Origin of the sequence: Pseudoalteromonas sp. SR43-5, from assembly GCF_014163835.1 — a bacterium.
Classification (GTDB): Bacteria; Pseudomonadota; Gammaproteobacteria; order Enterobacterales; family Alteromonadaceae; genus Pseudoalteromonas; species Pseudoalteromonas distincta.
Genome location: NZ_JACJEA010000004.1, coordinates 12535 through 37660, shown reverse-complemented (window position 1 = coordinate 37660; position 25126 = coordinate 12535). Strand labels below are relative to the sequence as shown.

Annotated in this window: 19 protein-coding genes and 1 pseudogene; 14 read left to right on the top strand and 6 right to left on the bottom strand. The window is 40.2% G+C overall.

What is annotated here, in order from left to right:
• Window position 1: 1 nt before the first annotated feature.
• The 4 genes from H5090_RS03480 to ettA all read right to left on the bottom strand — a co-directional run bounded on the left by H5090_RS03480 (window position 2) and on the right by ettA (window position 3723).
• Window positions 2-505, bottom strand: a complete 504-nt coding sequence (locus H5090_RS03480; RefSeq protein WP_182695046.1) for a TlpA disulfide reductase family protein — start codon at window positions 503-505, stop codon at window positions 2-4.
• Window positions 506-567: 62 nt separating this feature from the next.
• A complete protein-coding gene (locus tag H5090_RS03475; RefSeq protein WP_182695045.1) occupies window positions 568-1476 on the bottom strand; it encodes a histone deacetylase in 909 nt (302 codons plus the stop codon).
• A 53-nt stretch (window positions 1477-1529) separates the two neighbouring features.
• Window positions 1530-1895, bottom strand: coding sequence for a PilZ domain-containing protein (locus tag H5090_RS03470; protein WP_002958114.1), 366 nt, complete (start codon window positions 1893-1895; stop codon window positions 1530-1532).
• A 154-nt stretch (window positions 1896-2049) separates the two neighbouring features.
• Window positions 2050-3723 (bottom strand): energy-dependent translational throttle protein EttA, encoded by a 1674-nt coding sequence (gene ettA / locus H5090_RS03465; protein WP_182695044.1) that lies wholly within the window; start codon window positions 3721-3723, stop codon window positions 2050-2052.
• Between the two features lie 222 nt (window positions 3724-3945).
• On the opposite strand from ettA, the gene metA reads away from it, so the two are divergent.
• From metA to H5090_RS03425, 8 genes are all read left to right on the top strand, one after another.
• Complete coding sequence (gene metA / locus H5090_RS03460) at window positions 3946-4893, top strand: homoserine O-succinyltransferase (RefSeq protein ID WP_002958117.1); 948 nt, start codon at window positions 3946-3948, stop codon at window positions 4891-4893.
• On the top strand, window positions 4883-5956 hold the full coding sequence (locus tag H5090_RS03455; RefSeq protein WP_024605362.1) for a homocysteine S-methyltransferase family protein: 1074 nt from the start codon (window positions 4883-4885) through the stop codon (window positions 5954-5956). Before metA ends, H5090_RS03455 begins: the two co-directional genes overlap by 11 nt.
• 9 nt (window positions 5957-5965) lie before the next feature.
• Window positions 5966-8596, top strand: a complete 2631-nt coding sequence (metH, locus tag H5090_RS03450; RefSeq protein ID WP_182695043.1) for a methionine synthase — start codon at window positions 5966-5968, stop codon at window positions 8594-8596.
• A 296-nt stretch (window positions 8597-8892) separates the two neighbouring features.
• Window positions 8893-9645: a hypothetical protein gene (locus H5090_RS03445; protein ID WP_182682207.1), complete on the top strand. Its 753-nt coding sequence runs from the start codon at window positions 8893-8895 to the stop codon at window positions 9643-9645.
• A 138-nt stretch (window positions 9646-9783) separates the two neighbouring features.
• Entirely contained in the window at window positions 9784-10539 is a 756-nt protein-coding gene (locus H5090_RS03440; protein ID WP_182695042.1) for a hypothetical protein, read from the top strand.
• Between the two features lie 209 nt (window positions 10540-10748).
• Window positions 10749-13847, top strand: a complete 3099-nt coding sequence (locus tag H5090_RS03435; RefSeq protein ID WP_182695041.1) for an Ig-like domain-containing protein — start codon at window positions 10749-10751, stop codon at window positions 13845-13847.
• Between the two features lie 413 nt (window positions 13848-14260).
• Complete coding sequence (locus H5090_RS03430; RefSeq protein WP_182670838.1) at window positions 14261-14758, top strand: (2Fe-2S)-binding protein; 498 nt, start codon at window positions 14261-14263, stop codon at window positions 14756-14758.
• On the top strand, window positions 14755-17016 hold the full coding sequence (locus tag H5090_RS03425; protein WP_182695040.1) for a xanthine dehydrogenase family protein molybdopterin-binding subunit: 2262 nt from the start codon (window positions 14755-14757) through the stop codon (window positions 17014-17016). Before H5090_RS03430 ends, H5090_RS03425 begins: the two co-directional genes overlap by 4 nt.
• Before the next feature lie 63 nt (window positions 17017-17079).
• On the opposite strand, the gene H5090_RS03420 is transcribed toward H5090_RS03425, so the two are convergent.
• The gene (locus H5090_RS03420) at window positions 17080-17277 is read right to left on the bottom strand and encodes a CsbD family protein (protein WP_002958133.1); all 198 of its coding nucleotides are present in this window, start codon (window positions 17275-17277) and stop codon (window positions 17080-17082) included.
• 285 nt (window positions 17278-17562) lie between these two features.
• Between H5090_RS03420 and hrpB the strand changes: the two genes are divergently transcribed.
• The 4 genes and pseudogenes from hrpB (at window position 17563) to H5090_RS03400 (ending at window position 21256) form a co-directional block, all read left to right on the top strand.
• Complete coding sequence (gene hrpB, locus H5090_RS03415) at window positions 17563-19989, top strand: ATP-dependent helicase HrpB (RefSeq protein ID WP_182695039.1); 2427 nt, start codon at window positions 17563-17565, stop codon at window positions 19987-19989.
• A 73-nt stretch (window positions 19990-20062) separates the two neighbouring features.
• The gene (locus H5090_RS03410; RefSeq protein ID WP_024593532.1) at window positions 20063-20491 is read left to right on the top strand and encodes a hypothetical protein; all 429 of its coding nucleotides are present in this window, start codon (window positions 20063-20065) and stop codon (window positions 20489-20491) included.
• An 87-nt stretch (window positions 20492-20578) separates the two neighbouring features.
• A pseudogene (locus H5090_RS03405) lies at window positions 20579-20896 on the top strand (nuclear transport factor 2 family protein); the annotation flags it as partial.
• Window positions 20897-20911: 15 nt separating this feature from the next.
• Window positions 20912-21256 carry a hypothetical protein gene (locus H5090_RS03400; RefSeq protein WP_182695038.1) on the top strand — a complete coding sequence of 115 codons (345 nt, stop codon included), beginning with the start codon at window positions 20912-20914 and terminating at the stop codon, window positions 21254-21256.
• 207 nt (window positions 21257-21463) lie between these two features.
• On the opposite strand, the gene H5090_RS03395 is transcribed toward H5090_RS03400, so the two are convergent.
• Window positions 21464-21679, bottom strand: coding sequence for a hypothetical protein (locus H5090_RS03395; RefSeq protein ID WP_002958138.1), 216 nt, complete (start codon window positions 21677-21679; stop codon window positions 21464-21466).
• Between the two features lie 170 nt (window positions 21680-21849).
• Here H5090_RS03395 and H5090_RS03390 point away from each other — a divergent pair, with 170 nt between their 5' ends.
• Together H5090_RS03390 and H5090_RS03385 are read left to right on the top strand one after the other, a co-directional pair.
• Window positions 21850-23757: a DUF1800 family protein gene (locus tag H5090_RS03390; RefSeq protein ID WP_182695037.1), complete on the top strand. Its 1908-nt coding sequence runs from the start codon at window positions 21850-21852 to the stop codon at window positions 23755-23757.
• A gap of 9 nt (window positions 23758-23766) precedes the next feature.
• Window positions 23767-25107 (top strand): DUF1501 domain-containing protein, encoded by a 1341-nt coding sequence (locus H5090_RS03385; protein ID WP_076925127.1) that lies wholly within the window; start codon window positions 23767-23769, stop codon window positions 25105-25107.
• Window positions 25108-25126 lie beyond the last annotated feature (19 nt).

Genomic DNA, 25126 nt, shown 5'->3' with positions numbered 1-25126 from the left:
GTTACTCAGTTGCCATTTCTATGGAGTGCAACAATGTTCGTGCATTTAAATGAAGATTTGGATCTTCTGGGTTTGACGTATTAGTCAGCCAAATTACATTGCCTTCTTTATTTACAAATAATGTAGTAGGTGTGCCTCGTATACCTAATTGCTGTGCTATTGCATCGGCTTTTACAGCTGTTTTAAAAGTATAACCTCTTTCGCTAAGTGCTTTAGCGGGAGTAGCATCGTCATCTTCTTCAAAGCTCACGGCAATAACTTTTAATCCCATATCATCAATTTTTTGAAGTGCTGGCTGCAGCTTTTTACAGTACGGACACCATGTTGCCCAAAAGTGTAAAACGTAAGGTTGACCTAATAAATCTTGAGTATTGAGTGGCGACCCATCAGCCATTTGTAAATTTAATGTTGGCAATTTAGGATATGTTGCTTCTGAGCTTGTATCTTGTGCGTAAGCTGTAAAGCTTAATAAAATTAGCGTGATGGTAATAAATAGCTGTTTCATAATATGCTCTTTTTTATTTTACATATTAAACAAGAACGATAATTTAACATTTTTCTTTCAAACTAAAAGCCAGCAGCTTGTTCAACAACAATAGCGTGGCGTTTAGCGAGGCGTAGGTGATCTCTATCGTAACCTCCACCTATCACAGTAGCTACAGGTGTATTGTGTTCAAGGCAGCGTTTTAATACTAAATGATCACGTTTAGCTATGCCATCCCAGCTAATATCTAACTTACCCAAGCCATCACCTTGCCAAATATCAACGCCAGCATCGTAAAGTACTAAGCTTGGGTTTAGCTCTTTAAGTAAATAACTTAGTGTTTCGTCAACTATGGCAAGGTATTCGTCGTCCTTCATATTATTTGCCAGGCCAATGTCTAAATCGCTAGCGGACTTTCTAAAGGGGAAGTTTTTTTCGCAATGGATAGAGCAAGTATACGCATAGGGCTGATGCTTTAACATTGCAGCTGTGCCATCACCTTGGTGCACGTCTAAATCAAAAATAAGTACGTTAGTTACCTCACCCGATTCAATTAAAGTTTGCGTGGTAAAGGCCAAATCGTTAACCATACAAAAACCTGAACCAAAGTCATTATGTGCGTGATGTGTACCACCAGCAAGATGACACGCTATACCGTGTTTAAGTGCTAAGCGGGCTGTTTGAAGCGTTCCTTGAGGGGCTGTAAATGTACGTGCCATAAGCTCTTTTGACCAAGGTAGACCAATGCGACGCATTGCTTTTTCATCTAAGCGGTTGTGCCATAAATCTTGGATATAATTATCGCAATGCACAAGCTCAAGGGGCTCTGGCGTGCCTAATATTGGCTCAACTAGGTTACTGCCGATTAAACCAAGCTCTGCAACATGTTGATATAAATGTGCAAATTTACTCATTACAAAGCGATGCTTAGGATCAAAGCTAAACGAGTAGTTAGGATGGTATACCAAAGGCAAATGAGGATTTAAGCGCATATTTACAAGCTTTATAAAGTTTGCGCTATGGTAATCAACTTAAGAGAATGAGTCTATTGTGAGTCATTAATAAGTGACGCTAATTCGCGATGCAGTAGCTCATCATCGGCTAAGTTTAGCTCTATTAAACGCTTTAAATAAGTAATACTGTCTATATCAATGTGATGGCATTTTAAACCAATATGATCGGCTTCAATATGGCAAATCACTACTTCCATTTTTATTTCTATATCGCTTTGAGGTAATGTAAAACGCAGTATTGCTTGCGTATTGTGGCTGCCAATAAATGCATCACAATTAGTAACCAACGCGCCATGTAACGATAGATCGAGTAATTTACACGGATACTGTTGGCTATCAAAACATAACAGAGCGTTAGTTGAAAATAGCACACGAGAAAACTGTCGACGATTTTGCATAACCTAATTTAGCCTTACTGTTTTTATAATAAATTAAGCATAGCGGGTAATTCTCTACATGCTAGCAAGATGTGCTCCTGTAATGCTGGTGACATAAAAAAGCCCTGCAAAGTGCAGGGCTTAAGTTATACAAACATAAAATTAACCAATATTTTTAGCCAATTTTTTTGTACTTAATACGTTTAGGCTGAGTTGCCTCAGCGCCTAGGGTCTTTTTAAGCCACTCTTCATATTCAGTGTAGTTACCATCAAAGAAGTTAATTTGACCTTCATCACGGTAATCTAAAATATGTGTAGCGATACGGTCAAGGAACCAACGGTCATGCGAGATACACATTACACAACCTGGGAACTCTAAAATAGCGTTCTCCAGTGCACGTAGTGTTTCAACGTCCAAGTCATTGGTTGGCTCATCGAGTAGTAACACATTGCCGCCAGCTTTTAATAACTTAGCAAGGTGTAAACGGTTACGCTCACCACCTGATAGGTCTTTAACAAACTTTTGCTGATCGTTACCTTTAAAGTTAAAGCGACTTACATATGCTCGGCTTGGGAACTCAAAGTTACCAATTTTCAGTACGTCTTGTCCGTCTGATATTTCTTGGAAAACAGTTTTGCTTTCGTCCATACCGTTGCGGAACTGATCAACAGTAGCTAGGTGTACTGTTTCGCCAACGCTGATGTTACCGCTGTCTTGCGTTTGCTCACCGCTTATCATTTTAAACAGCGTTGATTTACCCGCGCCATTCGCGCCAATAATGCCCACAATGGCACCTTTTGGCATGCTAAAGCTTAAGTCATCAATTAAAACGCGATCGCCAAAACTCTTACGAAGATTAGTTACTTCAAGTACTTGGTCACCTAAACGCGGACCAGGTGGGATAAACATCTCGTTAGTTTCGTTACGTTTTTGGTAATCAGACTGCTGCATTTCAGTAAACTGAGCCATACGTGCTTTTGACTTAGCTTGACGACCTTTAGGGTTTGAACGAACCCATTCAAGTTCTTGCGCAATTGATTTTTGACGTGCTTTTTCAGATTTTTGTTCTTGCTGTAAGCGCGCATCTTTTTGTTCAAGCCAAGAAGAGTAGTTACCTTCCCATGGAATACCTTCACCACGGTCAAGCTCTAATATCCAACCAGCTACATTATCAAGGAAGTAACGGTCATGCGTTACAGCCACAACAGTGCCTTCGTAATCGTGTAAGAAGCGCTCTAACCATGCAACCGACTCAGCATCCAAGTGGTTAGTAGGTTCATCAAGGATAAGCATGTCTGGTTTTTCAAGTAATAATCGACATATAGCAACACGGCGACGCTCACCACCTGAAAGGTGCTCAATTTTAGCATCCCACTCTGGCAGGCGAAGTGCATCAGCTGCGCGTTCTAAAACGTTGTCGATGTTATGACCATCGTGCGCCTGAATAACAGCTTCAAGCTCGCCTTGCTCTTTTGCAAGTGCGTCAAAGTCAGCGTCTTCCATGGCGTATTCGTTATACACTTCGTCAAGACGTTTAAGTGCATGTTTAACTTCGCCAACAGCTTCTTCAACAGTTTCACGTACTGTTTTACTTTCGTCTAAAACAGGTTCTTGCGGTAAATAACCAATTTTAGTACCAGGCTGAGGATGTGCATCACCTTCAAAATCTTGGTCAACACCGGCCATAATACGCAGTAACGTAGATTTACCAGAACCGTTTAAACCAAGCACACCAATTTTAGCGCCAGGAAAAAAGTGCAACGAAATATCTTTTAAGATAGTGCGCTTAGGTGGCACAACCTTAGATACTCGACTCATCGAGAATATAAATTTATCAGGTAAAACCATGGAGGAAAGCCTTCAAATAATAATAAAAATTTCAATGTTGTATTGTAGTGGCTGACGGGTGAAACAGTCAACGAATGGCGGGTTTTAAAGCACCAAAGCATGCTTGTACGTAAAGTATAAAATCATGAATAAATTTCATCTGGACATCTATACATCTAGAGGTTGATATTTTTTACTTTCAGTTCATAATTAAGCCTCGGTTTTTATGAGCAGGAGTAAAGTATGCCAATTACAGTAAAAGACGAGTTGCCGGCAATTGCACGTTTACGTCAAGAAAACGTATTTGTAATGCCAAAAAGTCGTGCAAAAACGCAAGAAATACGCCCAATGCGTTTGGCTATTTTAAACTTGATGCCTAATAAAGTAGAAACCGAAGTTCAGTTTATTCGCTTACTTGCCAATTCGCCTTTGCAAGTAAACGTAGAACTACTGCGCCTCGACACTCACCGCAGTAGCAGCAACTCAGAAGAGCACCTTGATACCTTTTACCGTTACTTTTCTGAGGTTAAAGACAACAATTACGATGCATTAATAGTAACCGGTGCGCCACTTGCGCATTTAGAATACGACGATGTAGCGTATTGGGATGAGCTAAAAGTCATTATTGATTGGGCTGAGCAACACGTTACCTCTACGTTATTTTCGTGTTGGGCAGCGCATGCAGCGTTATATCATCGTTACAATTTAAAGCGTGATTTAAAAGACGATAAACTGTGTGGCGTATTTACTCACCAGTGTTATTTTGATCACGGTGCACTGACTCGTGGATTCGACGATACCTTTTTAGTACCGCACTCACGCTACGGCCACATTGATATAAATAAAATAAATGCCTGTGAAGAACTCGTTGTACTGGCAGGTTCTGAGCGAGTAGGGGCTTACTTACTTAAAAATAAATCGGGTAGCCAAGTGTTTATAACCGGCCACCCAGAGTACGACGCCGACTCGCTAAAAGCAGAATACGAGCGCGATTGTAAAAAAAGCCCTAATGCACCAAAGCCCGAAAATTACTTTCCGGATGACGATGCAACCAAACAACCTTCAAAAACGTGGCAAAGCCATGCTTTTTTACTTTTTTCGAACTGGTTAAATTACTACGTGTACCAAACCACACCGTATGATATTAATTTAGTTAGCCAAGACGTGAGGACTAACAACTATGCCGAATAACGCGCCTACAAATAATAAGCAAGCCGAAATAAGTGCCGCATTAAAAGAACGCATTTTAATTTTAGATGGCGCAATGGGCACCATGATCCAAGATCATAAGCTAGAAGAAGAAGACTATCGCGGAGAGCGTTTTAAAGACTGGCATGTATTAATTAAAGGTAATAACGATTTATTAAGCCTAACCAAGCCCGACTTAATCACTGATATTCATCGTGGTTTTTTATCAGCGGGCGCCGATATTATCGAAACCAACACGTTTAACTCGACCACTATTTCGATGGAAGATTACGACATGGCAAACCTAAGCCGTGAAATAAACCTAGAGTCGGCTAAATTAGCACGCGCAATTTGCGATGAATTTACGGCTAAAACGCCAGAAAAACCGCGCTATGTAGCCGGTGTTTTAGGGCCGACATCTAAAACGTGTTCAATTTCGCCAGACGTAAACGATCCGGGTTACCGAAACGTTACTTTTGATAAGCTAGTTACTGCGTATGTAGAGTCTACCCTTGCATTAATGGAAGGCGGCGCCGATTTAATACTAATCGAAACTATATTCGACACGCTTAATGCAAAAGCCGCCTCGTTTGGTGTAGAAGAAGCCTTTGAACAAGCAGGGCGCACATTACCAGTTATGATCTCGGGCACTATTACTGACGCTTCTGGCCGTACGCTTTCTGGGCAAACAACCGAAGCATTTTATAACTCTATTCGCCATATTAAGCCTATTTCGATTGGTTTAAACTGCGCGCTTGGCCCTGATTTACTGCGCCAATATGTAGAAGAGCTTTCGCGCGTGTGCGAAACCTTTACATCGGTACACCCTAATGCGGGCTTGCCTAATGAGTTTGGTGAATACGACTTAGAAGCGCCTGAAATGGCAGCCGAAATTATCGATTGGGGTAAATCGGGCTTTATTAATATAGTAGGTGGATGTTGTGGCACCACGCCTGCGCATATTCGTGCTTTTGCAAAAGGTCTAGCGGGCGTTAAACCACGCCAATTGCCAGAGCTTGAAGTACGCATGCGTTTATCAGGCCTTGAAGCCTGTAACTTAAATTAAGGAGCCAACATGACCCAACAAATAGCAGTATTTACTAATGTCGGCGAACGTACCAATGTAACCGGTTCTGCCATGTTTAAACGTTTAATCATGGAAGAAGACTTTGAAGCCGCGCTAACAGTGGCCCGCGAACAAGTAGAAAATGGCGCACAGGTTATTGATATAAACATGGACGAAGCCATGTTGGACTCAAAAGCCGCGATGGTTAAGTTTTTAAACTTAATAGCCTCAGAGCCTGATATTTCACGCGTACCCATTATGGTCGACTCCTCTAAATGGGAAGTAATAGAAGCAGGCCTAAAGTGTATTCAAGGTAAGGCCATTGTTAACTCTATATCGCTAAAAGAGGGCGAAGAGCCGTTTATTCGCCAAGCTAAAATAATAAAACGTTTTGGTGCAGCTGCCGTTGTAATGGCGTTTGATACTGACGGGCAAGCTGATACAGCAGACCGCAAATATGAAATATGTGCCCGCAGCTACAAAATATTAGTAGAAGACATTGGTTTTCCACCAGAAGATATTATATTCGACCCTAATATATTTGCCGTAGCCACCGGTATAGAAGAGCACGACAACTACGCAGTAGAATTTATTGAAGGCACACGCCGCATTAAACAAAACTTACCGCACTGTAAAGTGTCGGGCGGGGTGTCAAATGTATCGTTTTCATTTAGGGGTAATAACCCAGTACGTGAAGCTATTCACTCGGTATTTTTATACCACGCCATAAAAGCGGGTATGGATATGGGCATTGTAAATGCAGGGCAACTCGCCGTTTACGACGACATCCCAGAAGAGCTTCGTAAAGCCGTTGAAGACGTAATACTTAACACAGACCCAGGTGCAGGCGAGCGTTTAGTAGAGCTTGCACCAAAATACTCTGGTATGGCACAAGCCGAGCGAGTAGAAGATTTAGAATGGCGCACATGGCCTGTTGAAAAACGCCTTGAGCACGCGCTTGTAAAAGGCATTACTACCTTTATAGATGAAGATACCGAAGAGTGCCGCGATGCTGCCGATAAACCTATTCACGTAATTGAAGGGCCGTTAATGGATGGCATGAACGTGGTAGGTGATTTATTTGGCGCAGGTAAAATGTTTTTACCACAAGTGGTTAAATCGGCGCGCGTAATGAAACGAGCCGTAGCCTACCTAGACCCATTTATTGAAGCCGAAAAAGAAGAAGGTTCAACCAATGGTAAAATAGTGATGGCGACCGTAAAAGGCGACGTACACGACATAGGTAAAAATATTGTAGGCGTGGTACTACAGTGTAATAACTACGAAGTTATTGATTTAGGCGTAATGGTACCTGCCGATAAAATACTGCAAACCGCCATCGACGAAAAAGCCGATATTATTGGTTTATCGGGCTTAATTACCCCATCGCTTGACGAAATGGTGCACGTAGCAAAAGAAATGAAACGCCGTGGTTTTGAACTGCCGCTACTTATTGGTGGTGCAACTACCTCTAAAGCGCACACAGCAGTAAAAATTGAGCCGCAATATGACAAAGGCGTTGTATATGTAAATAACGCAAGCCGTGCAGTTGGTGTGGTTTCAAACTTATTATCAAAAGACATTAAACCTGACTTTTTAGCTAAAACTAAAGCTGAATATGTAAAAGTACGCGAGCAACAAGCGCGTAAAAAACCACGCTCTAAGCCTGTTACTATCCAGCGCGCACGCGATAACGCAGCAAAGCTTGATTGGGATAACTACACACCACCAGTGCCTAAAAAGCTGGGCGTGACCGAGTTTAAAAATGTATCAATCGCGACTTTGCGTAAATACATAGATTGGACGCCATACTTTATGACGTGGTCAATTGCCGGTAAATACCCGCGCATAATGGACGATGAAGTAGTAGGCGAGCAAGCGCAAAGCTTATTTAAAGACGCTAAAGATATGTTAGACGACCTTGAAAAAGCAGGCAGTTTGCAACCACTTGGTGTAATTGGTTTATTCCCGGCTAACCGCGTGGGTGATGACATAGAAATATACACCGACGAAACACGCAAAGAAGTATTAACTACTTCATGCCATTTACGCCAGCAAACCGAAAAAACTGACTTTGCTAATTATTGCCTAGCCGACTACATAGCACCCAAAGGCACGCCTGATTACTTTGGCGCGTTTGCAGTAACGGGCGGCCTAGAAGAAGACGACTTAGCAAATGCGTTTGACGCGCAGCAAGACGATTACAACAAAATAATGGTTAAAGCCGTTGCCGATAGGCTCGCCGAAGCGTTTGCAGAATACTTACATGAAAAAGTACGTAAAGAGTATTGGGGTTTTGCACCAGACGAAAACCTAGCAAACGATGAGCTAATACGCGAAAACTACCAAGGTATTCGCCCAGCGCCAGGTTACCCAGCGTGCCCAGAGCACACCGAGAAAAAGAAAATTTGGCAGTTGCTCGATACCGAAAAGCGCATTGGTATGCAGCTAACTAGCTCGTACGCCATGTGGCCAGGTGCTGCTGTTTCGGGTTGGTACTTCTCACACCCTGAGGCTAAATACTACGCAGTAGCCGCTGTGCAAAAGGATCAGGTAGAAGACTACGCTAAGCGAACCAATATGACGCTTGAAGAAGCTGAACGTTGGCTATCGCCTAACTTGGGGTATGATCCGGAGTAGAGCGAAACGGTTAGTTTCTAGCTATTAGTTAAAACAAAAAACGAGTCCAATGTGGCTCGTTTTTTTATTAACTTGCATAAGGGCGACCGATTGAATTCATATAATATGGCTATTCAAGTGTGATTAGTTTTTTTCTTGGACTGGATTAATATTAGGTAAACGGTTAGGAGTTCCTATAAAGTAATGGTCTAGTTGTAGTAATTGGAAACTACTATGTTTAGGAGCTAAATATAATTTTTTAGTTACCTAATTTTCGAGTGAATTCGTAAGTTTTTTAAAAATAAGGATTAGCTGTTTTGAGGGGTAAAATTAAGGATTTTTGGAATAGGAAAAAATTTATATTAATCACATTTTCTGCTCTTGCTATTACTTTTATTGGTGTTTATGAAATACTCTATCACTCTAATCGACATTATGATGTTTGGTCTGATTTAGGTAGTTGGGTTGGGGGTGTCGGTACTATTTATGCTGTATTTATCGCAATTATTGAGTACAGGAATCGTAAAAGGGTTGATGGGGCATATGAGAGGTTTGAAATACTGAGTTGTGTAAAAGGAGAGTATTTTCACAGTTGGATGTATTGTACTTTGTATCAACTAGAAACCAAAAGCTGCTTGGAATCATTAAGAAGTTCTTCAAGAGACAAGCAAGATATTGCAATGGAGAAATGGAGCAGTTCTTTGAAGTCGACATTAGAGTTCCATCAAAAATTTACAATTTCTCATAATAAATTATCTAACTTAGTTACACGTTTAAGATTTTTGTCTCCGGATAAACATAAAATATTAAAAGGAGATTTTGAAAATTTGTATAAATTAGCAAATGATGTTGAAAAGCTTATGGATACTATTGATCAAAAGCGATTTGATAAAATTGATCCTAACTGGTCTTCAGAGTTAAATGATTTATCAGATAAAATAAGCAAAAAAAATAATTATGATCTCATTTTTAATATTCAATATGATGAAGAATGGTCTGAATACTTAGAAGGTATTCGAGAAAATGTATTTAACTCTTTATTAAAAAAGCTAGAAAACCCTGAGTTGTAATTTAAAAATATATAGTTTTCTGGAACTTTGTAAAAATATATTTTATGAACTTTCTTCTAATTATATATCCTCACTTAGTATTTTATATCACCAGCCTCACGCAATCCATTTATGATAGTTTTAAATAAAGGACTATAAATGAAATATCTAAGCCACATTCTACTGTGCCTATCACTACTTTTCACATCTAACACATTTGCGCTTGAGCAAAAGTATCACGAGAGTGTTTTACCTGTTATTGCTGCTTTTAAAGCGCATGATAAAACTGCGATTGCAGCACTTATTCGCTACCCGCTAAAACGACTATATCCCATACCTGACATTAAAAATGAAGCCGAGTTTATTAACCGCTTTGATGAAGTATTTAATGATGAGCTAGCGGCAGTTATTGCCAGTTCAAACATTAAAACTGATTGGGAGAAAGTAGGTTGGCGCGGCATTATGCTAAATAACGGCGTTATGTGGGTAGATACCGACGGTAAAATTATTGCTGTAAATACACAAAATACTAAAGAGCAGACACTTGCTAAAAGCTTAATCGAACAAGGTAAGCAATCCTTGCACGCAAGTATTAATACCTTTGAAAAACCAGTACTCGATTGGAAAACGGCTAACTACCATATTCGTATTGATGATTTAGGTGATAGAAATTACCGTTATGCGGTGTGGAGTAGTGATAAAAGGCCAAAGGACAAGCCTGATATGGTTTTATCTAACGGCGATGTAACGGTTAGTGGCACTGGCGGTAATCACCATTATACGTTTAAAAATGGACGTTATAGTTACATACTACATGTAACCATTATTGGCTGTGATACATCACCACCAGGTTGGCTTGAAGTTTATAAAGACGATGAGAAATTGTTGTCTGAAGATGTTATAAGCACTCATTAATCGATTTTAATTAGTAAGTATGCGGCTAAGTTTTTTAGAAAATTAGCTTAGCTGCAAGCTAAATATTATTACGTTATTTCTTCTATGTCTTTGTAAAATTTTGTTAATCGCCTCTTTATTTCAGGTTGTTACTCTATATAATGCCGTGTTAATGGAACGTTGCAGTTGTAGTGGCGTTATTAAATAAAGAAATACAAAGGATTATGGAATTGATTAAACTATCTTGCCTTACGTTGCTCATGATGAGCGCGTATTCAGTGAATGCCAATACTCATGCACAACCTATAAAAAACACTCAAAAAAATACTTACGGTGATGCTGTTTTAATTAACGATCAAAAAATAAATTTTGATAAAGCTCATTTTGAAAGTTTATCTAAAAAGCCTCAACTCACGCCAATTATAAAAAATAATAGCCTTACTCAAGCGGCCTCAGACGAGCAAAGCATAGAGCTTAGTAGCGTATTTCGTGAATTTTCATTAGGTAACTCAACAGGTCGCAAAGGCATGTACATTGCACCTTTGTCGGGTGTAGGTAGCAAGCACATAATATCTGCCCAAGAGAGCAATTTTAATATTATAGAGTATGTAAAAGGTGCGTATAAAGTAACAGCTCGCTACGACTTTGATGACTATATTGAAGATACCACACTAATTAAAGATACAGTGGCAGATACATATTACTTATATGTTTTAGACAATAACGCAGTACATAAAGTTAATTTAGTCACTCAAGAAATAGAGCTAAGCAAAGAATTTTATTACCCAAGAGCAGCAGATAAGTTTGATATAAACAGCGATGGCCAAGATGAGCTTTTTGTTTATCAAAGTAGTAAGCTTTTTGTTCTTAACTCGCTCGATTTATCTGAAATTGCGGTACTTGAAAACGTACCACAAAATTTTGTGACAGGCTCGTTTACTGAGGCTAATGCTAAAGAAGTTTTATTTAGTGATGGTGCAGTTTATAGGTTTGAAAATTCAGAATTTGTACTGCACAAACAACTTAGTGTAAGTATTAATGGCGAGCATTTAATTACTGTTGATATTAATAACGACGGCTTAGATGAAGTGATTAATGGGCAAAGTTGGTACAGCATAGAAATGCTTAGCCCAAGCACTGAAAGTATTTTATGGACAGCCCAAAGCGACTTAGATATCGATAAAGTAATAGTTGCAGACATCGATAATGATGGTACCGATGATTTAGTTTACGGCGATGGTCAGTGGGGGAGCTTATATGCGCTTTCACTCACAACAGGCGTTGAGTTTTGGAGTATTAATAATCCAGAGCATGGTGTGTCGGGCATTGTTGTAGATGACCTTAACGGCGATGGCAAACAAAATATTGCTTGGGGCTCAGGTTATTCTTCGTCAGGTGAAGATGGTTTTTATATTCACAACACGGATGATAAAGCCCAGCAGTGGGCTAAAGGCATTAAGTACTACTCAAATAAAGCGTTAGCACTTGCTGATATTAATAATAACGGAAGCTTAGATATACTTTATTCCGAGCGTGACAGTAACGCTTTGCACATAGTAGATACACAAACTAATGAAAAAATACTTACAAATATAAGCGTTAGTAACGATTGGGATAATAACAATTTATTCACTACTGCTCAGCTGTTTGATGATGGTAAGAATTATATTATTACTGGCAGCTCTGCTATATACGATGCGAATGTACAGGTGTTTTCACCTGAAACGGGTGAAGAGCTATTTCAAACATATCTTGGCGGCGGAGACTACATTAGTACCTTAACAACGTTAGATATTAATAATGATGGCAAGTTAGAAATAATAGTAGGTAATGGCGCTGAGCATACCGGAAGTGAAGGTACCTTTTTTAAAGTATTAAATGGGCAAACTGGAGAGTTATTAAAAACATCGCCTCGCTTAGGATTTTATTGGGGCGGCATGAGTTCAATAGTAACTGGAAGCTTTCTTAATAACGAAAATATAGATGTGGTTAGTCTCGTTAGTGATTACCTCATTAGTTATGACTACTCTGAAAACACTATTTCTAAAGTTGCTTTAGAGCAAAGCTTTAACGGTTTGGTTAACACTGTTATTAATGGAGAAGAAACTTTAGTTGCCTCTACCTATAATGGCTCACTTTATAAAGTGGCTTTAAATGGGCAGACAACATTAATTAGTGAAGTGTGCCAAAACACTTTAAATAACATTGTGTCTGTAAGAGCTGGGTTTGTGCAGTATTCGTGTTCTGATCAGTTTGGTGAATATAACCTAGATAGCAATGTGGTTTCATACACTGCTAAGCGTAAGAATAATGACAGTTGGTTAGCAACTTCTACGTATAATAATGTTGATTATACCTTGTTGGCAGGTCAGTCATTGGAGGTGTTTTCTAATCAAGTTGCTGAGCCTTTAGCTAAGCCTGAAGCTGTAAGCTACTCTGATCATGTTTTAAAAAGCATACAAATAGATTTACCTGTATCAGATGATATTGATTATGTAGTTTTAAATAAGAGACCAACTCTGGGTAGGGTCGAGTTTACCGACAGACAGGCGGGTCTATTAACTTATATACCATCGGGCGCTGTAGGCATTGACGAGCTTAGTTACTACACAGTAAAAGAGCGTTCACGTTCAGCGTTATCAAGCTTAACGTTAGAGCTAAAAAATACAGCACCAACAGCAAATAATATGACACTGCAAACTCATTGGAATACACCGCTTAACTTTAATCTAGAAGGTATGGATGAAGACGCAGAGCCATTAGTATTTCAAATTAAAAATTCGCCTGCTCATGGGCAAATTCAGTTAATGGACTCTGCTTTAGGTAGCGTGACCTTTTCACCAAGTGGTGACTCGGTTGAGCCAGTATCAGTTAGCTTTACAGTGAAAGATTCTTTAGTTGAATCAGAGCTTCATAATGTTGTTATTGAACTGACAAATACAGCCCCACAAGCTCAAAATGTAACATATAACACCTCTTATAAGAGTGAAGTGAATGGTCGCTTTTCAGCATTAGATAGCGACAACGATACACTTGAATTTGAAGTGGTAACCGAGCCAAACTCAGGAACTTTAACATTTGAGCCTGATACTGGATTGTTTAAACTAACTCCTACGAGCGAATCCGATCATGTAGTAACGTTTAGCTATGTAGCTAAAGATAAATTTGATAGTTCTGCAGTTCAAACTGTGACTATAAACGTTGAAGGTAAGCAAGCGGCTACGGTAGCGACTCCTTCATCTGATTCAGGCTCTAGCTCAGGTGGCAGTATTTATTACTTACTTACGCTGCTATCAGTGGTTTTATTTGGTAGACGCCGTTTTAATTAATAGTTAAAAGCTTATTTACACTATCTAAAACCGCCAAATGGCGGTTTTTTATTTATTAATAGTCTTTTTAAACTTTTATTTAGGGCTGTTTATCTTTCGAGGTTTAACATGCAATGCCCAAGGGTTCTGCATAGGGGCAATTTACGCTTTGTTGTTTACAAACCTCCCGCCGCGATTAAATCTCCCCTAGATTGAGTGAGTTTTAATCTAAAAGGTCAGTAGGGCCTACTCATAATACTAATAATCAGACGTTAATATTTTCAATGTGGTTTAAACGTTCTAATAATTAGTATTTTTATAAAACAGATCTAAGTGGTAGGCTAAAAGTAGTAAGTATAAAATAGTAAGTAATTAAAAATAGTTCTCGCGCAACAAGGAACCCTCCTGTAAAGCGCTTTGCCAAGGAGTTTAGTATGATCACGCTTACCATTAATGGTAATAAACATGAGTTTTCTGGCGATCCGTCAACGCCAGTATTATGGTATCTCCGAGATGAATTGAATTTAACTGGGCCTAAATTTGGCTGTGGTATGGCACAGTGCGGTGCGTGTACCGTGCATATTGATGGGGTAGCTCAGCGCTCGTGTGTATTACCTGTAGCGGCTGCAGCAGGGCGTTCAATTACTACAATTGAAGGGCTAAGCGAGCAGGGCGACCATCCCGTGCAACAAGCATGGATAGAGCATAAAGTACCGCAGTGTGGTTTTTGCCAGTGCGGTCAAATGATGCAAGCTGCAAGCTTATTAGCTGCAAACCCAACCCCTACCGATGATGAAATAGTAAGTAATATGTCGGGAAATATTTGCCGTTGTGGTACATACCCGCGCATTCATAAAGCAATTAAATCAGCCGCTAAAACAATGGCGAGTGTTCAATATTTTGACCCAAATGAACAAGGGGAAGAAGTATGAACCAAGATAACAAATACTTTGATTTAAACCGCCGTAAGTTTTTAAAAACTAGCGCAATAGGTGCATTGGTACTTGGTACTTATTTTGTAGGCAGTGCGCCAAGAGCATTTGCGGGTGTATTAGAGCAGCCATCTGAGCAAGCAAAACGCGCAAACTTATTTATTGCACTGCGCCCAGACGGCATGGTTGAAATAACCTGCCATCGCTCTGAAATGGGTCAGCAAATTCGCACCGCGATTGCACAAATAGTTGCCGATGAAATGGAAGCTGCGTGGGATAAGGTTATTGTTATTCAGGGTAAGGGCGACCCTAAATACGGCGATCAAAATACCGATGGCTCGCGCAGTATTCGCTACAACATGCAGCGCCTACGTGAAATGGGCGCAAGTGTGCGTTACATGATGCAGCACGCTGCCGCTAAGTATTGGAAAGTTGACCCACAAACCTGTACTGCTAATCAACACGTTGTTACACACAGCTCAGGTAAATCGCTTACTTATAAAGATTTAATCGACTTAGCGCTTACAATAACGCCACCAGAAGCTGACAAACTAACACTTAAAACACGCAAAGAATGGCGCTACATTAATACTGGCATGGCGCACATAGATTTAGCCGATTTAGTAACAGGTAAAGCAATATTTGCAGCCGATGTACGCGAACCACAAGCGCTAGTGGCTATAATTGAACGCCCGCCGGTAGTAGGCGGTGTTGTTAAGTCATTTGATGCCAGTGCTACAAAAGCGATAAACGGCGTTGTAGATGTTATTGAAATACCTGCACCAAAAGGCGCGCCGCAGTTTCAGCCAAAAGGCGGTATTGCAATTATAGCTAAAAACACATGGGCTGCATGGCAAGGGCGTAAAGCATTAAAAGTCGTGTGGGATGATGGCAAAAATGGCGATTACAATTCAGAAGAATTTAAAAAGTCATTACTAAAAACAGTACAAACTCCACAGGCAAACATACGTGATAAAGGCGATGCCATGGGCGTGTTGGCTAAATCGAGCAATAAACTCGTAGCTGATTATTACGCACCGCATCTTGCTCAAGCACCAATGGAGCCGCCGTGTGCAACAGCTATGTACAACAAAGACAGTGTTGATATATGGGCTGCTACGCAAAATCCACAAGCCGATATGAAAACAGTGGCTGCCATGCTTGGCATGGATGAGAGCAAAATTAATGTTCACGTTACCATGTTAGGAGGCGGCTTTGGGCGTAAGTCAAAACCTGACTTTTCAGCAGAAGCAGCTTACCTTTCAATGAAAGTAGGCAAACCTATTCGTGTGCAATGGACGCGTGAAGATGACATACAACATGGTTTTTACCATGCGGTTTCGGCTCAGCATATTGAAGCATCGCTAGATAAAAATGGCGCTATAGAATCTTATTTACACCGCACCGCGTTTTCACCAATTACCTCTACCTTTTCAGAAGGGGCGACTACGCCAGGGAGCTTTGAACTGCGCTTAGGGTTTACCGATAACCCTATTAACACACCTAACATGATGTTAGAAAATGGTGATGCGCCTGCCAAAGCACGAATTGGTTGGATGCGTTCTGTATCAAATATTTTTCATGCCTTTGCTATTCAGTCATTTATTGGCGAAGCGGCGCACAAAGCCGGTCGCGACCAAAAAGACTATTTACTAGACACCATAGGTCCGAGTCGCATTGTTGATGTAACTGAGCAAAATGCCACATACGATAATTACGGTGGCGATAAAGAGGTTTACCCTTTAGATATTGGCAGACTGCGCCATGTTATTGAAAAAGTAGCTGACATGAGTAAATGGGGGCGAGAACTTCCTAAAGGGCGAGGTTTAGGCATAGCAGCACACAGAAGCTTTTTAACTTACGTAGCTACGGTAGTTGAAGTAGAAGTGTCGGATGCTGGCGATTTAAACGTAATTAAATCGTGGGTTGCCATTGATGCGGGTACGGTTGTAAACACCGACACCGTTAAAAACCAAACCCAAGGTGGCTCTATTTACGGGATTACAACTGCAATCAGCGATGGTATTACCTTTGATAAAGGGCGCGTACAGCAAAGTAACTTTCATGATTATCGCGTACCGCGTATGAGCGATTCACCTCTTGAGATTGACGTTGAAATTGTACAAAGCGATGCACCACCAGCAGGGGTAGGCGAGCCATCTACACCAGTTTATGCGCCAGCATTATGTAATGCTATTTTTGCAGCGTGTGGAAAGCGTATTAGGCAGTTACCAATAGGTGACCAGTTAAAAGCGTAACTAAATAACCTACAGCTTAAACAAAAAAACCGCCAAAATGGCGGTTTTTTTAGAAGTTAGCGATTAGTGAGTTTTTTCAAACTCATCAACTTCACGCTCTGCTTCTTCTTTAGATTTACCATACTGCTGCTGGATTTTACCCACTAGCTCTGTACGGCTACCTTCAATTTTATCTAAATCGTCGTCAGTAAGATCGCCCCATTTTTGCTGAGCCTTACCTTTAAGTTCGTTCCAATTACCTTTCATACGATCGCTGTTCATAAGTTTCTCCTTACTTAGATTTAATTAACGTTCAGTATAAAAGGAGCAAGGCGTATACCAATAAGTTAAATTTTTATTTTGCATTTATAATCATGGTGTTATGTTTTTATTGGGGCAGTAATAATTAATTTTTTGAGCACATCCTTAAAAAATGTACAGAGCGGTCTGTAATTATTTCTGATTATGTAACCCTTAATTAAATCCTTTATAACCACATAGCTTTAGCGGCGCGTTTATTTTTGGTTTTTGTTACAATGCACACAAAGCAATTTTGGGTAAATAGCTGTGCTGCCGGTTCAAGACATATATCAACAACTCGTTACTACATTACAAAGTAATCCTATTACGTTATTACAAGCACCGCCTGGTGCGGGTAAATCTACGTGGTTGCCGCTACAACTAATGCGTGACGGGCATTTTAAACGTATTGTAATGCTAGAGCCTCGCCGTTTAGCTGCACGTAATATTGCAAGTTACTTAGCAAAGTGCCAAAACGAGAGTGTTGGGCAAAGTGTGGGTTTGCGGATTAGAGGTGAGAGTAAAGTAAGCGCTAATACGCGCCTCGAAATAGTCACCGAAGGCATGCTAACGCGCATGCTGCAAAACGATCCCGAATTAAGCGATATTGATTTACTGATATTTGATGAATTTCATGAGCGTTCAATTGCAGCCGATACCTCACTTGCCTTTGCGCTCGAGACCCAAAGTGCGCTGCGTGAAGATTTAACCATCATGCTTATGTCGGCAACGCTAGATACAGAGCGCTATACAGCTTTTTTTGACTGCCCTGTAATTCAATCAAGCGGTCGCAGCTATCCAATAGATGAAGTATACATACCCATAAAAGATGAAAGTCGCTGGCTTGATGCAATTCCTAACATAGTAAAACAAGCACTTAATGAGCAAACAGGTAGCGCATTGGTATTTTTACCTGGGCAGTTTGAGATACTACGCGTGCAACAAGCACTGAGCGATTTACCAAGTAACTGCCAAGTTGCAACGCTATTTGGCGAGCAAGATAAAGCTAATCAGCAAGCTGCTATTGCTCCTGCACCAAACGGCATGCGCAAAGTAGTGCTAACCACCAATGTAGCCGAAACCAGTTTAACTATTGAAGGCATACGCATTGTAATTGACAGCGGCAAGCGCCGTGCAGCCACCTTTAATTTAAAAACAGGGGTTACAGAGCTCACAACACAAAGTATATCGCGCTCATCTGCTGTGCAGCGTGCTGGGCGTGCAGGACGTATAGAGCCGGGCATTGTTTATCGAATTGGCTCAAAGCAAACCTTTGAGCGACGTAATAGCCACGACAATCCCGAAATACTCACATCAGACATAAGCCAACTTATGCTTGAGGCAAAGCAGTGGGGAGCCAGTATTGATGAGCTAACCCTACTTGATAAGCCCACTGAGCAGCAATGCGAACAAGCAAGTAACCTGCTTAATATGCTTGAAGCTATTGATAGCAAAGGTAAGCTCACACCGCTTGGCAGTAAAATGTTAGGTTTTGGTGCTGATATTCGTTTGGCGCATATGCTATTAAAAGCACAAATACTTGATGACCAACTCCCTGGTATTTTTAGGCTCGCTATTTATTTAGTGGCATTACTTGAGAGCCGAGTAAATAGTGCAAACGAGTTGAGCTTAGCGCTGCATAGCCAGCAGCAACGTCCGCATCCGGTATTTAAACAACAGTTAAAATATTGGCAAAGCCGCTTAAAAGTAAAAGACGAAAACAGCGAATTAAATACGCATTATATAAGTTTGCTGGTGGCATTGGCATACCCCGATCGCATCGCTAAAAAACGTGGTAATGGTTATTTACTTGCCAATGGTGCTGGTGCTGAGTTAAATGCCGATTACTGGCACAACGACGATTACTTAGCTATAGCAACCATGGGCGGGCACAAAGGTGGGCGTATATTTGCAGCCACCGCGCTTAACCCATTTGAGTTACAAGAATTTTTACCGCATTTATTTAGTGAACTTACTCGTTGTGAGTTTGATGAAAAATCAGCGCGCTTTATTCACCAAGATGAAGTAAAGCTCGGGGCTATAACGCTCAGCAGCCAGCCTAGTAAACAAAAACTAGATAAGAGCGAGCGTGCTAAAGCGTGGCTTAGCTTATTTACTAAACACGGTTTTGCTTTATTTAACGAGCAACCTGATGCGCAACAATTGCTGATACGTATGAGCCTAGCAAGTAATTTAATGCCCGATAAATTCCCGCAAATAAACGAGCAACAACTTATTCAAAATGCAGCGCAGTGGCTAGGCGTGTTTTTAGAAGATATTAAAACGCTCACGCAGCTTAAAAAGTTTAACTACTTTGAAGCATTACAAAACTGCTTTGATTGGCAACAACAAACCACGTTAAAAGCTTTGTTACCTTTGCGCTTAACGGTGCCCAGTGGCTCAAATATAAAGATAGAATACCAACTTGATGGCCCCGCAAAGCTAAGCGTGCGTATGCAAGAAGTTTATGGCTTGACCAGTACGCCTATGCTTGCCAATGGTAAATTGCCATTGCTTATGGAGCTGCTATCGCCAGGTAAACGTTCATTGCAACTTACTCAAGATTTAGCCCACTTTTGGGCTAGCAGTTACCGCGATGTGCAAAAGGAAATGAAAGGCCGCTACCCTAAACATTTTTGGCCAGACGACCCAGCCAACAGCGTTGCAACAAATAGAGTAAAGAGCAAAATGTAATTTGCCGTATTTTATAACTTTATTTACTTTAAATAGTGTGTTTTTATATTAAAAACAATAAGGAATGTTAAAAATGAAAATTATATTTGCTGCTTTACTTTTACTCTCATCGGGTGTCAGTGCTAACAATTACCAAGAAGAAGTTGATAAATTTTTTGAATTGTACTCTGATGAAAAAATAAGCGATGCTGTTGATTCCATTTACGCAAGTAATAAATATGTATCGTCGATACCTGACCAGGTAAAACAGATAAAAACACAGCTATCCTCACTTGATGATCTTGTTGGTGAAATTAATTTCATTAATAAGGTTTCTGATTATAAAGTTGGGGAGCTTTTTGTTCATGTAACCTATCTAGTAACCTACGATAGGCAGCCTATTCGTTTTGAATTTCAATTTTTTAAAGTGAAAGAAGGTTGGAGAATTTATTCAATGTCTTTTGATGACAATATCGATGAAGATATAAAAGAACTAGCAAGAAAAGCTGCGCTAAAAAATTAATGTATTAATAAATTTAGTCGTTTTAGTAAAAATACTTTTTTAGAAAGAATCGTTATGAAGTGCAAGCTAAGCTTTCTATTAATTATATTTCTTAGCCTTTTAGCCCGTGCCGATGATATTGGCAATCAGCATATTCCGTATCAATCGGATGACTCACGTACTCCTGATGGCAAAGAGCAGATGCGCAAAGGTATGAGTTTTTACTTAGGTGCGCACACGTTGTTTGAAAGCACACTGCTTAATACATTTGTGTTTAACAATACAGGCTTTGCTATTCGTTATAAGAGTCATGCAAAGGGCATTCACCCGCAAAGTAAGCAGCCAATAGAATACACCTCCACAATGATGGAAGTGATTGAAGTTGAAAATGGTAAAGTGGCGATGATCCGCAAGTACCACGAATAACAAATAAGGATATATATGAAACATTTACTTATCGCACTATCAATATTAATGCTTAGTGCATGCGCTAGTACAAAAAGTGATTTTAGATTTGATGGTTCTACACCTGAGTCAACTCAGGCCGGAGTTAATAAAGTTTTAAAGACATTAAAATCTCAAGATGTAATGCGCTTTATAGGCGCCTTAATTGCAATTCAATTTTCTGATGTGCAAAGCGCAGAAGATGTTTTAGGCGACCCAACCATGATGAATGAAATGAATTATTTTATTATTGGTAAAAAAATTGATGGCTTAAATTATTATGAAGTACTGGATCTTGCGAGTTCATCTTCATCGAAAGTGGAAGTTTCGGTAGCGAAATAGTTTCAGCTTTTTTTCTATCTAAAAATATAATTTTACGCCATTGAAGCACTGTATCAATGGCGCTTTTTATACAGTAAGGCTATTTATACATAGCTATTTTTTATGGTAGTTAATTTTTGTAAAGCACCCTATACAGCTAAATGCAGAGTATCGGCATGATCTTGGCTTTTATTATAAGAATAGGCGCTACTTTTATGTTACTGCCTGCTAAACCTCTTTCCCGCCATGGCTCTGTGCAAGGTCATCAAGTTCGGCGCAAGTGTAATCAAAACCACTTTCGTCGTATTCGTATGTCACTTTTACACTATCGCCGCCATTAAAAAGTCGTGTTTTTACATCGTTAACCGGCCAGTCTTTGAGCTCGTGTAAAAATCGGTTAGCAACTTGTGAAGATTCAAAACAATAGCGAATTTCTGTTTTCATAAATAATAAAGCTCTGGCTGTTTACCCCAGCTGCTAGCGCATTATTAATGGGGCGTTCATGATTCGGTTACAAAAAATAAAGAGTTAAATTGTAAATTTTGTGTTTCAATAAATGCATTAAACTCGGTACACACTAACGTACTTTAATTAACAAATGATGACGACTTTACATGCATTATAAATTTGCTCTTATCGCAAGCTCGGTTTTTATACTAAGCGCTTGCGGTGGTTCAGGCTCCGATGATACGCCAACCGTTAACGGAAATAAAATCCCCATTTTGTCAGTCGCTGATATTCCTAGTGAATTAAGTAAAGGCCAAACAATTGAGCTAACAGCAACAGCCAGTGATAAAGACGGCACTATTACATCTGTTGTGTGGCAACAAACGCAAGGGCCTGAACTAATTAGTGGGCCTTTAGAGGCAACAACTACTTCAGTAACACTGCTAAATGCGCAAAGTTATAAGCCTGTTGATTATGCTTTTTCGGTAACAGCAACCGATAACGAAGGGGCAAGCAGTGTAAAAACGCTAAGCTTTACTGCACGTAATAATATGGATGACATTAGCGCCGCACGGTTACTACACCAAGCAACAATGGGACCTAAGCTTAGTGAAATACAAAACGCACAAGGTTTAAGCGAGCAGCAATGGCTTGATAAACAAATAGCGCTACCTATTAATTATCACCGTGATTATTTAGTAAAGTTAAATGACGATGATGACTTTAAATACATAAGCCGCATAGACGCATGGTGGAAGGCAGTAATGCAAAGTGACGATCAACTTCGTCAACGTGTTGCATTTGCGTTAAGTGAAATATTAGTAGTGTCGGATGAAAACAGTGCCTTAAGAGGCCAACCTGAGGGCATGATCACTTATTACGATTTGCTACTAAAGCATGCCTTTGGTAATTATCGTGACTTACTCGAAGATGTCACGCTTTCGCCTATTATGGGAACTTACTTAAGCCATTTGGGTAACGAAAAAGCAGACGATGCACTTAATATTCGCCCAGATGAAAATTACGCACGTGAAGTAATGCAGTTATTTACTATTGGCCTTGAAGAGCTAAACCTAGATGGCAGCGCCAAGCTTGATGCACAAGGTAATACTATTGCTACTTACGGACAGGTCGAAATAGAGGGTTTTGCACGCGTATTTACTGGTTGGACGTTTGCCGATAGTGAAACATTTAAGCGTAAAAGTCGTGACTATATTAAACCAATGGAAGCATTTGACGAGTACCATTCTAGTAAACAAAAAACCTTACTAAATGGCGAGGTTATACCACAAGGTTATACAGCAGAAGAGTCATTGCAAATAGCGCTCGATAATTTATTTAACCATCAAAATGTTGCGCCATTTATTACTAAGCAACTTATTCAGCGATTAATTACGTCAAATCCAACCCCCCAATACGTTGAACGAGTAGCTAATGTATTTATTGATAATGGCGCCGGTGTACGCGGCGATTTAGCGGCGGTAGTAAAGGCTATATATTTAGATGATGAAGCACGGCATTTTGGCTCAGTGCTTAACTATCAAGGTAAAATTAAAGAGCCTATTTTAAAAACCGTACAGTTTTGGCGAAATCTCGATGCTAAATCTTTGGCTAGTTACTATAAAACATGGAATTTAATAAATAGCTACGGGCAAGGACCCATGCAGTCGGCTTCGGTATTTAACTTTTTTAGGCCTGATTATCAAACCGCAGCTTTGCGAAATGAAGGTATTGTTGCGCCAGAGTTACAAATAGCAAACGATGCGACACTGATTGGCACCATGAACGCGCTTTACGCAAGTTTAGTGTGGAGTACCGCTGAAGCACACAGTGATTTAAATTCAAATGGTATTTATGTTTATATTCAAGACGACATGAATGTTTTAGAGAAAAACGGTGTTAGCGCGCTATTAACTCAGTACAACACGTTATATTTTGCAGGCGCAATGAGCAGTGGCACACGCCAAGCATTACTTGATTTAGATGCCTACTTTAATGAAGAGCAATACCGTGAACGGGTTTCGTATTTATTATATATGATTGCTATTTCACCTGAATTTAACGTGCAGTATTAGGAGCGCATAATGAGCATTAATAGAAGAGAGTTTTTGTCGTTATGTGTAAAAGGCAGCGTATCGGCTGCCGCGTTAACGAGCCTGCAATTACAAGCATTAACTGGAGCGACTAATGCCGTTGAGCTAGGTGATTATAAAGCATTAGTGTGTGTGTATTTATACGGGGGGAATGATTCGTTAAATATGCTCGTTCCGCTTGAAGGCGAGCAACGGAGTTTGTACAAGCAAAGCAGGCAAAACCTAGCGGTAGAGAGCCCACTTGAGCTAAGCATTAAAAGCCAGTTTGCAGGTGGCGTAGGTATTCATCCTTCACTTGAACCGATACAAAATGTGTTTGAATCTCAAAATTTAGCATTTATAGGCGGGGTAGGTACTTTACTCGCTCCCACAACATTGAATGACTATAAAAATAAAACAATAGGTTTGCCTAAGCATTTGTTTTCGCATAACGATCAGCAAGCTGCGTGGATGTATGGTCGAGAAAAACAATCACTTAATAGCGGGTGGGGCGCACGACTTTTAGAGCGTTTAGAGTTACAAGATGAGTTTGCAGCTAATGTATCACTCGACGGTACTAATTTATGGCAAACGGGAAGTGCTAGCAATGCATTTGCGCTTAACAAAAGCGGCATTAGTAGTATTAACGCGTTTGGAGGGTATCAACCTCGTAGCGAGCACGTAACCGCTATTATGAACCGCTTACTAGGCAATACGAGCCATCCGTTAAGTACAGCTTATGCCAATGGCTTAACAAGTGCGATAAATAACACTCAAGCAATGAACAGCGCGTTAGAAAGCGCGCCTGCACTTATTACCCCATTTAGCGATAATAGCCTTAGTGAGCAATTTGCCGCAGTCGCTAAAACAATTAGCGTACAGGCAAAGTTGAGTACTCAACGCCAAGTGTTTTTTGTTTCTATGGGGGGGTATGATACCCACGACAACCAATTAACAACGCACCCTGCTTTATTAAATACGTTAGCTCAAGGGTTAAGTGAATTTGATAGTGCGATGAAAGAGCTTGATATGGCTGATAAAGTGACTACGTTTACTATGTCTGATTTTGGTCGCACGTTGACCTCAAATGGCGATGGCACTGACCATGGTTGGGCAGGGAACCAAATAGTAATGGGCGGCGCAGTAAAAGGCGGCAATATATATGGCGAGCTATTAACTCAACATTTGGATGGCGCACAAGATACCGGTGGCGGGCGTTTAATTCCAAGTGTTGCTAATGAGCAGTACTTTGCCACATTGGCTCAGTGGTTTGGTGTGCCAAGCTCTGAGCTTGTTGATATTTTTCCAAACTTGAGTAACTTTGATCACACAACATTGGACTTTTTTGTGTAATTAGTCGCTAATAGTAATC

Coding starts and splice junctions, on each gene's coding strand:
- H5090_RS03480 (WP_182695046.1), bottom strand. CDS start 505: ATGAAACAGCTATTTATTACCATCACGCTAATTTTATTAAGCTTTACA.
- H5090_RS03475 (WP_182695045.1), bottom strand. CDS start 1,476: ATGCGCTTAAATCCTCATTTGCCTTTGGTATACCATCCTAACTACTCG.
- H5090_RS03470 (WP_002958114.1), bottom strand. CDS start 1,895: ATGCAAAATCGTCGACAGTTTTCTCGTGTGCTATTTTCAACTAACGCT.
- ettA (WP_182695044.1), bottom strand. CDS start 3,723: ATGGTTTTACCTGATAAATTTATATTCTCGATGAGTCGAGTATCTAAG.
- metA (WP_002958117.1), top strand. CDS start 3,946: ATGCCAATTACAGTAAAAGACGAGTTGCCGGCAATTGCACGTTTACGT.
- H5090_RS03455 (WP_024605362.1), top strand. CDS start 4,883: ATGCCGAATAACGCGCCTACAAATAATAAGCAAGCCGAAATAAGTGCC.
- metH (WP_182695043.1), top strand. CDS start 5,966: ATGACCCAACAAATAGCAGTATTTACTAATGTCGGCGAACGTACCAAT.
- H5090_RS03440 (WP_182695042.1), top strand. CDS start 9,784: ATGAAATATCTAAGCCACATTCTACTGTGCCTATCACTACTTTTCACA.
- H5090_RS03430 (WP_182670838.1), top strand. CDS start 14,261: ATGATCACGCTTACCATTAATGGTAATAAACATGAGTTTTCTGGCGAT.
- H5090_RS03425 (WP_182695040.1), top strand. CDS start 14,755: ATGAACCAAGATAACAAATACTTTGATTTAAACCGCCGTAAGTTTTTA.
- H5090_RS03420 (WP_002958133.1), bottom strand. CDS start 17,277: ATGAACAGCGATCGTATGAAAGGTAATTGGAACGAACTTAAAGGTAAG.
- H5090_RS03410 (WP_024593532.1), top strand. CDS start 20,063: ATGAAAATTATATTTGCTGCTTTACTTTTACTCTCATCGGGTGTCAGT.
- H5090_RS03400 (WP_182695038.1), top strand. CDS start 20,912: ATGAAACATTTACTTATCGCACTATCAATATTAATGCTTAGTGCATGC.
- H5090_RS03395 (WP_002958138.1), bottom strand. CDS start 21,679: ATGAAAACAGAAATTCGCTATTGTTTTGAATCTTCACAAGTTGCTAAC.
- H5090_RS03390 (WP_182695037.1), top strand. CDS start 21,850: ATGCATTATAAATTTGCTCTTATCGCAAGCTCGGTTTTTATACTAAGC.
- H5090_RS03385 (WP_076925127.1), top strand. CDS start 23,767: ATGAGCATTAATAGAAGAGAGTTTTTGTCGTTATGTGTAAAAGGCAGC.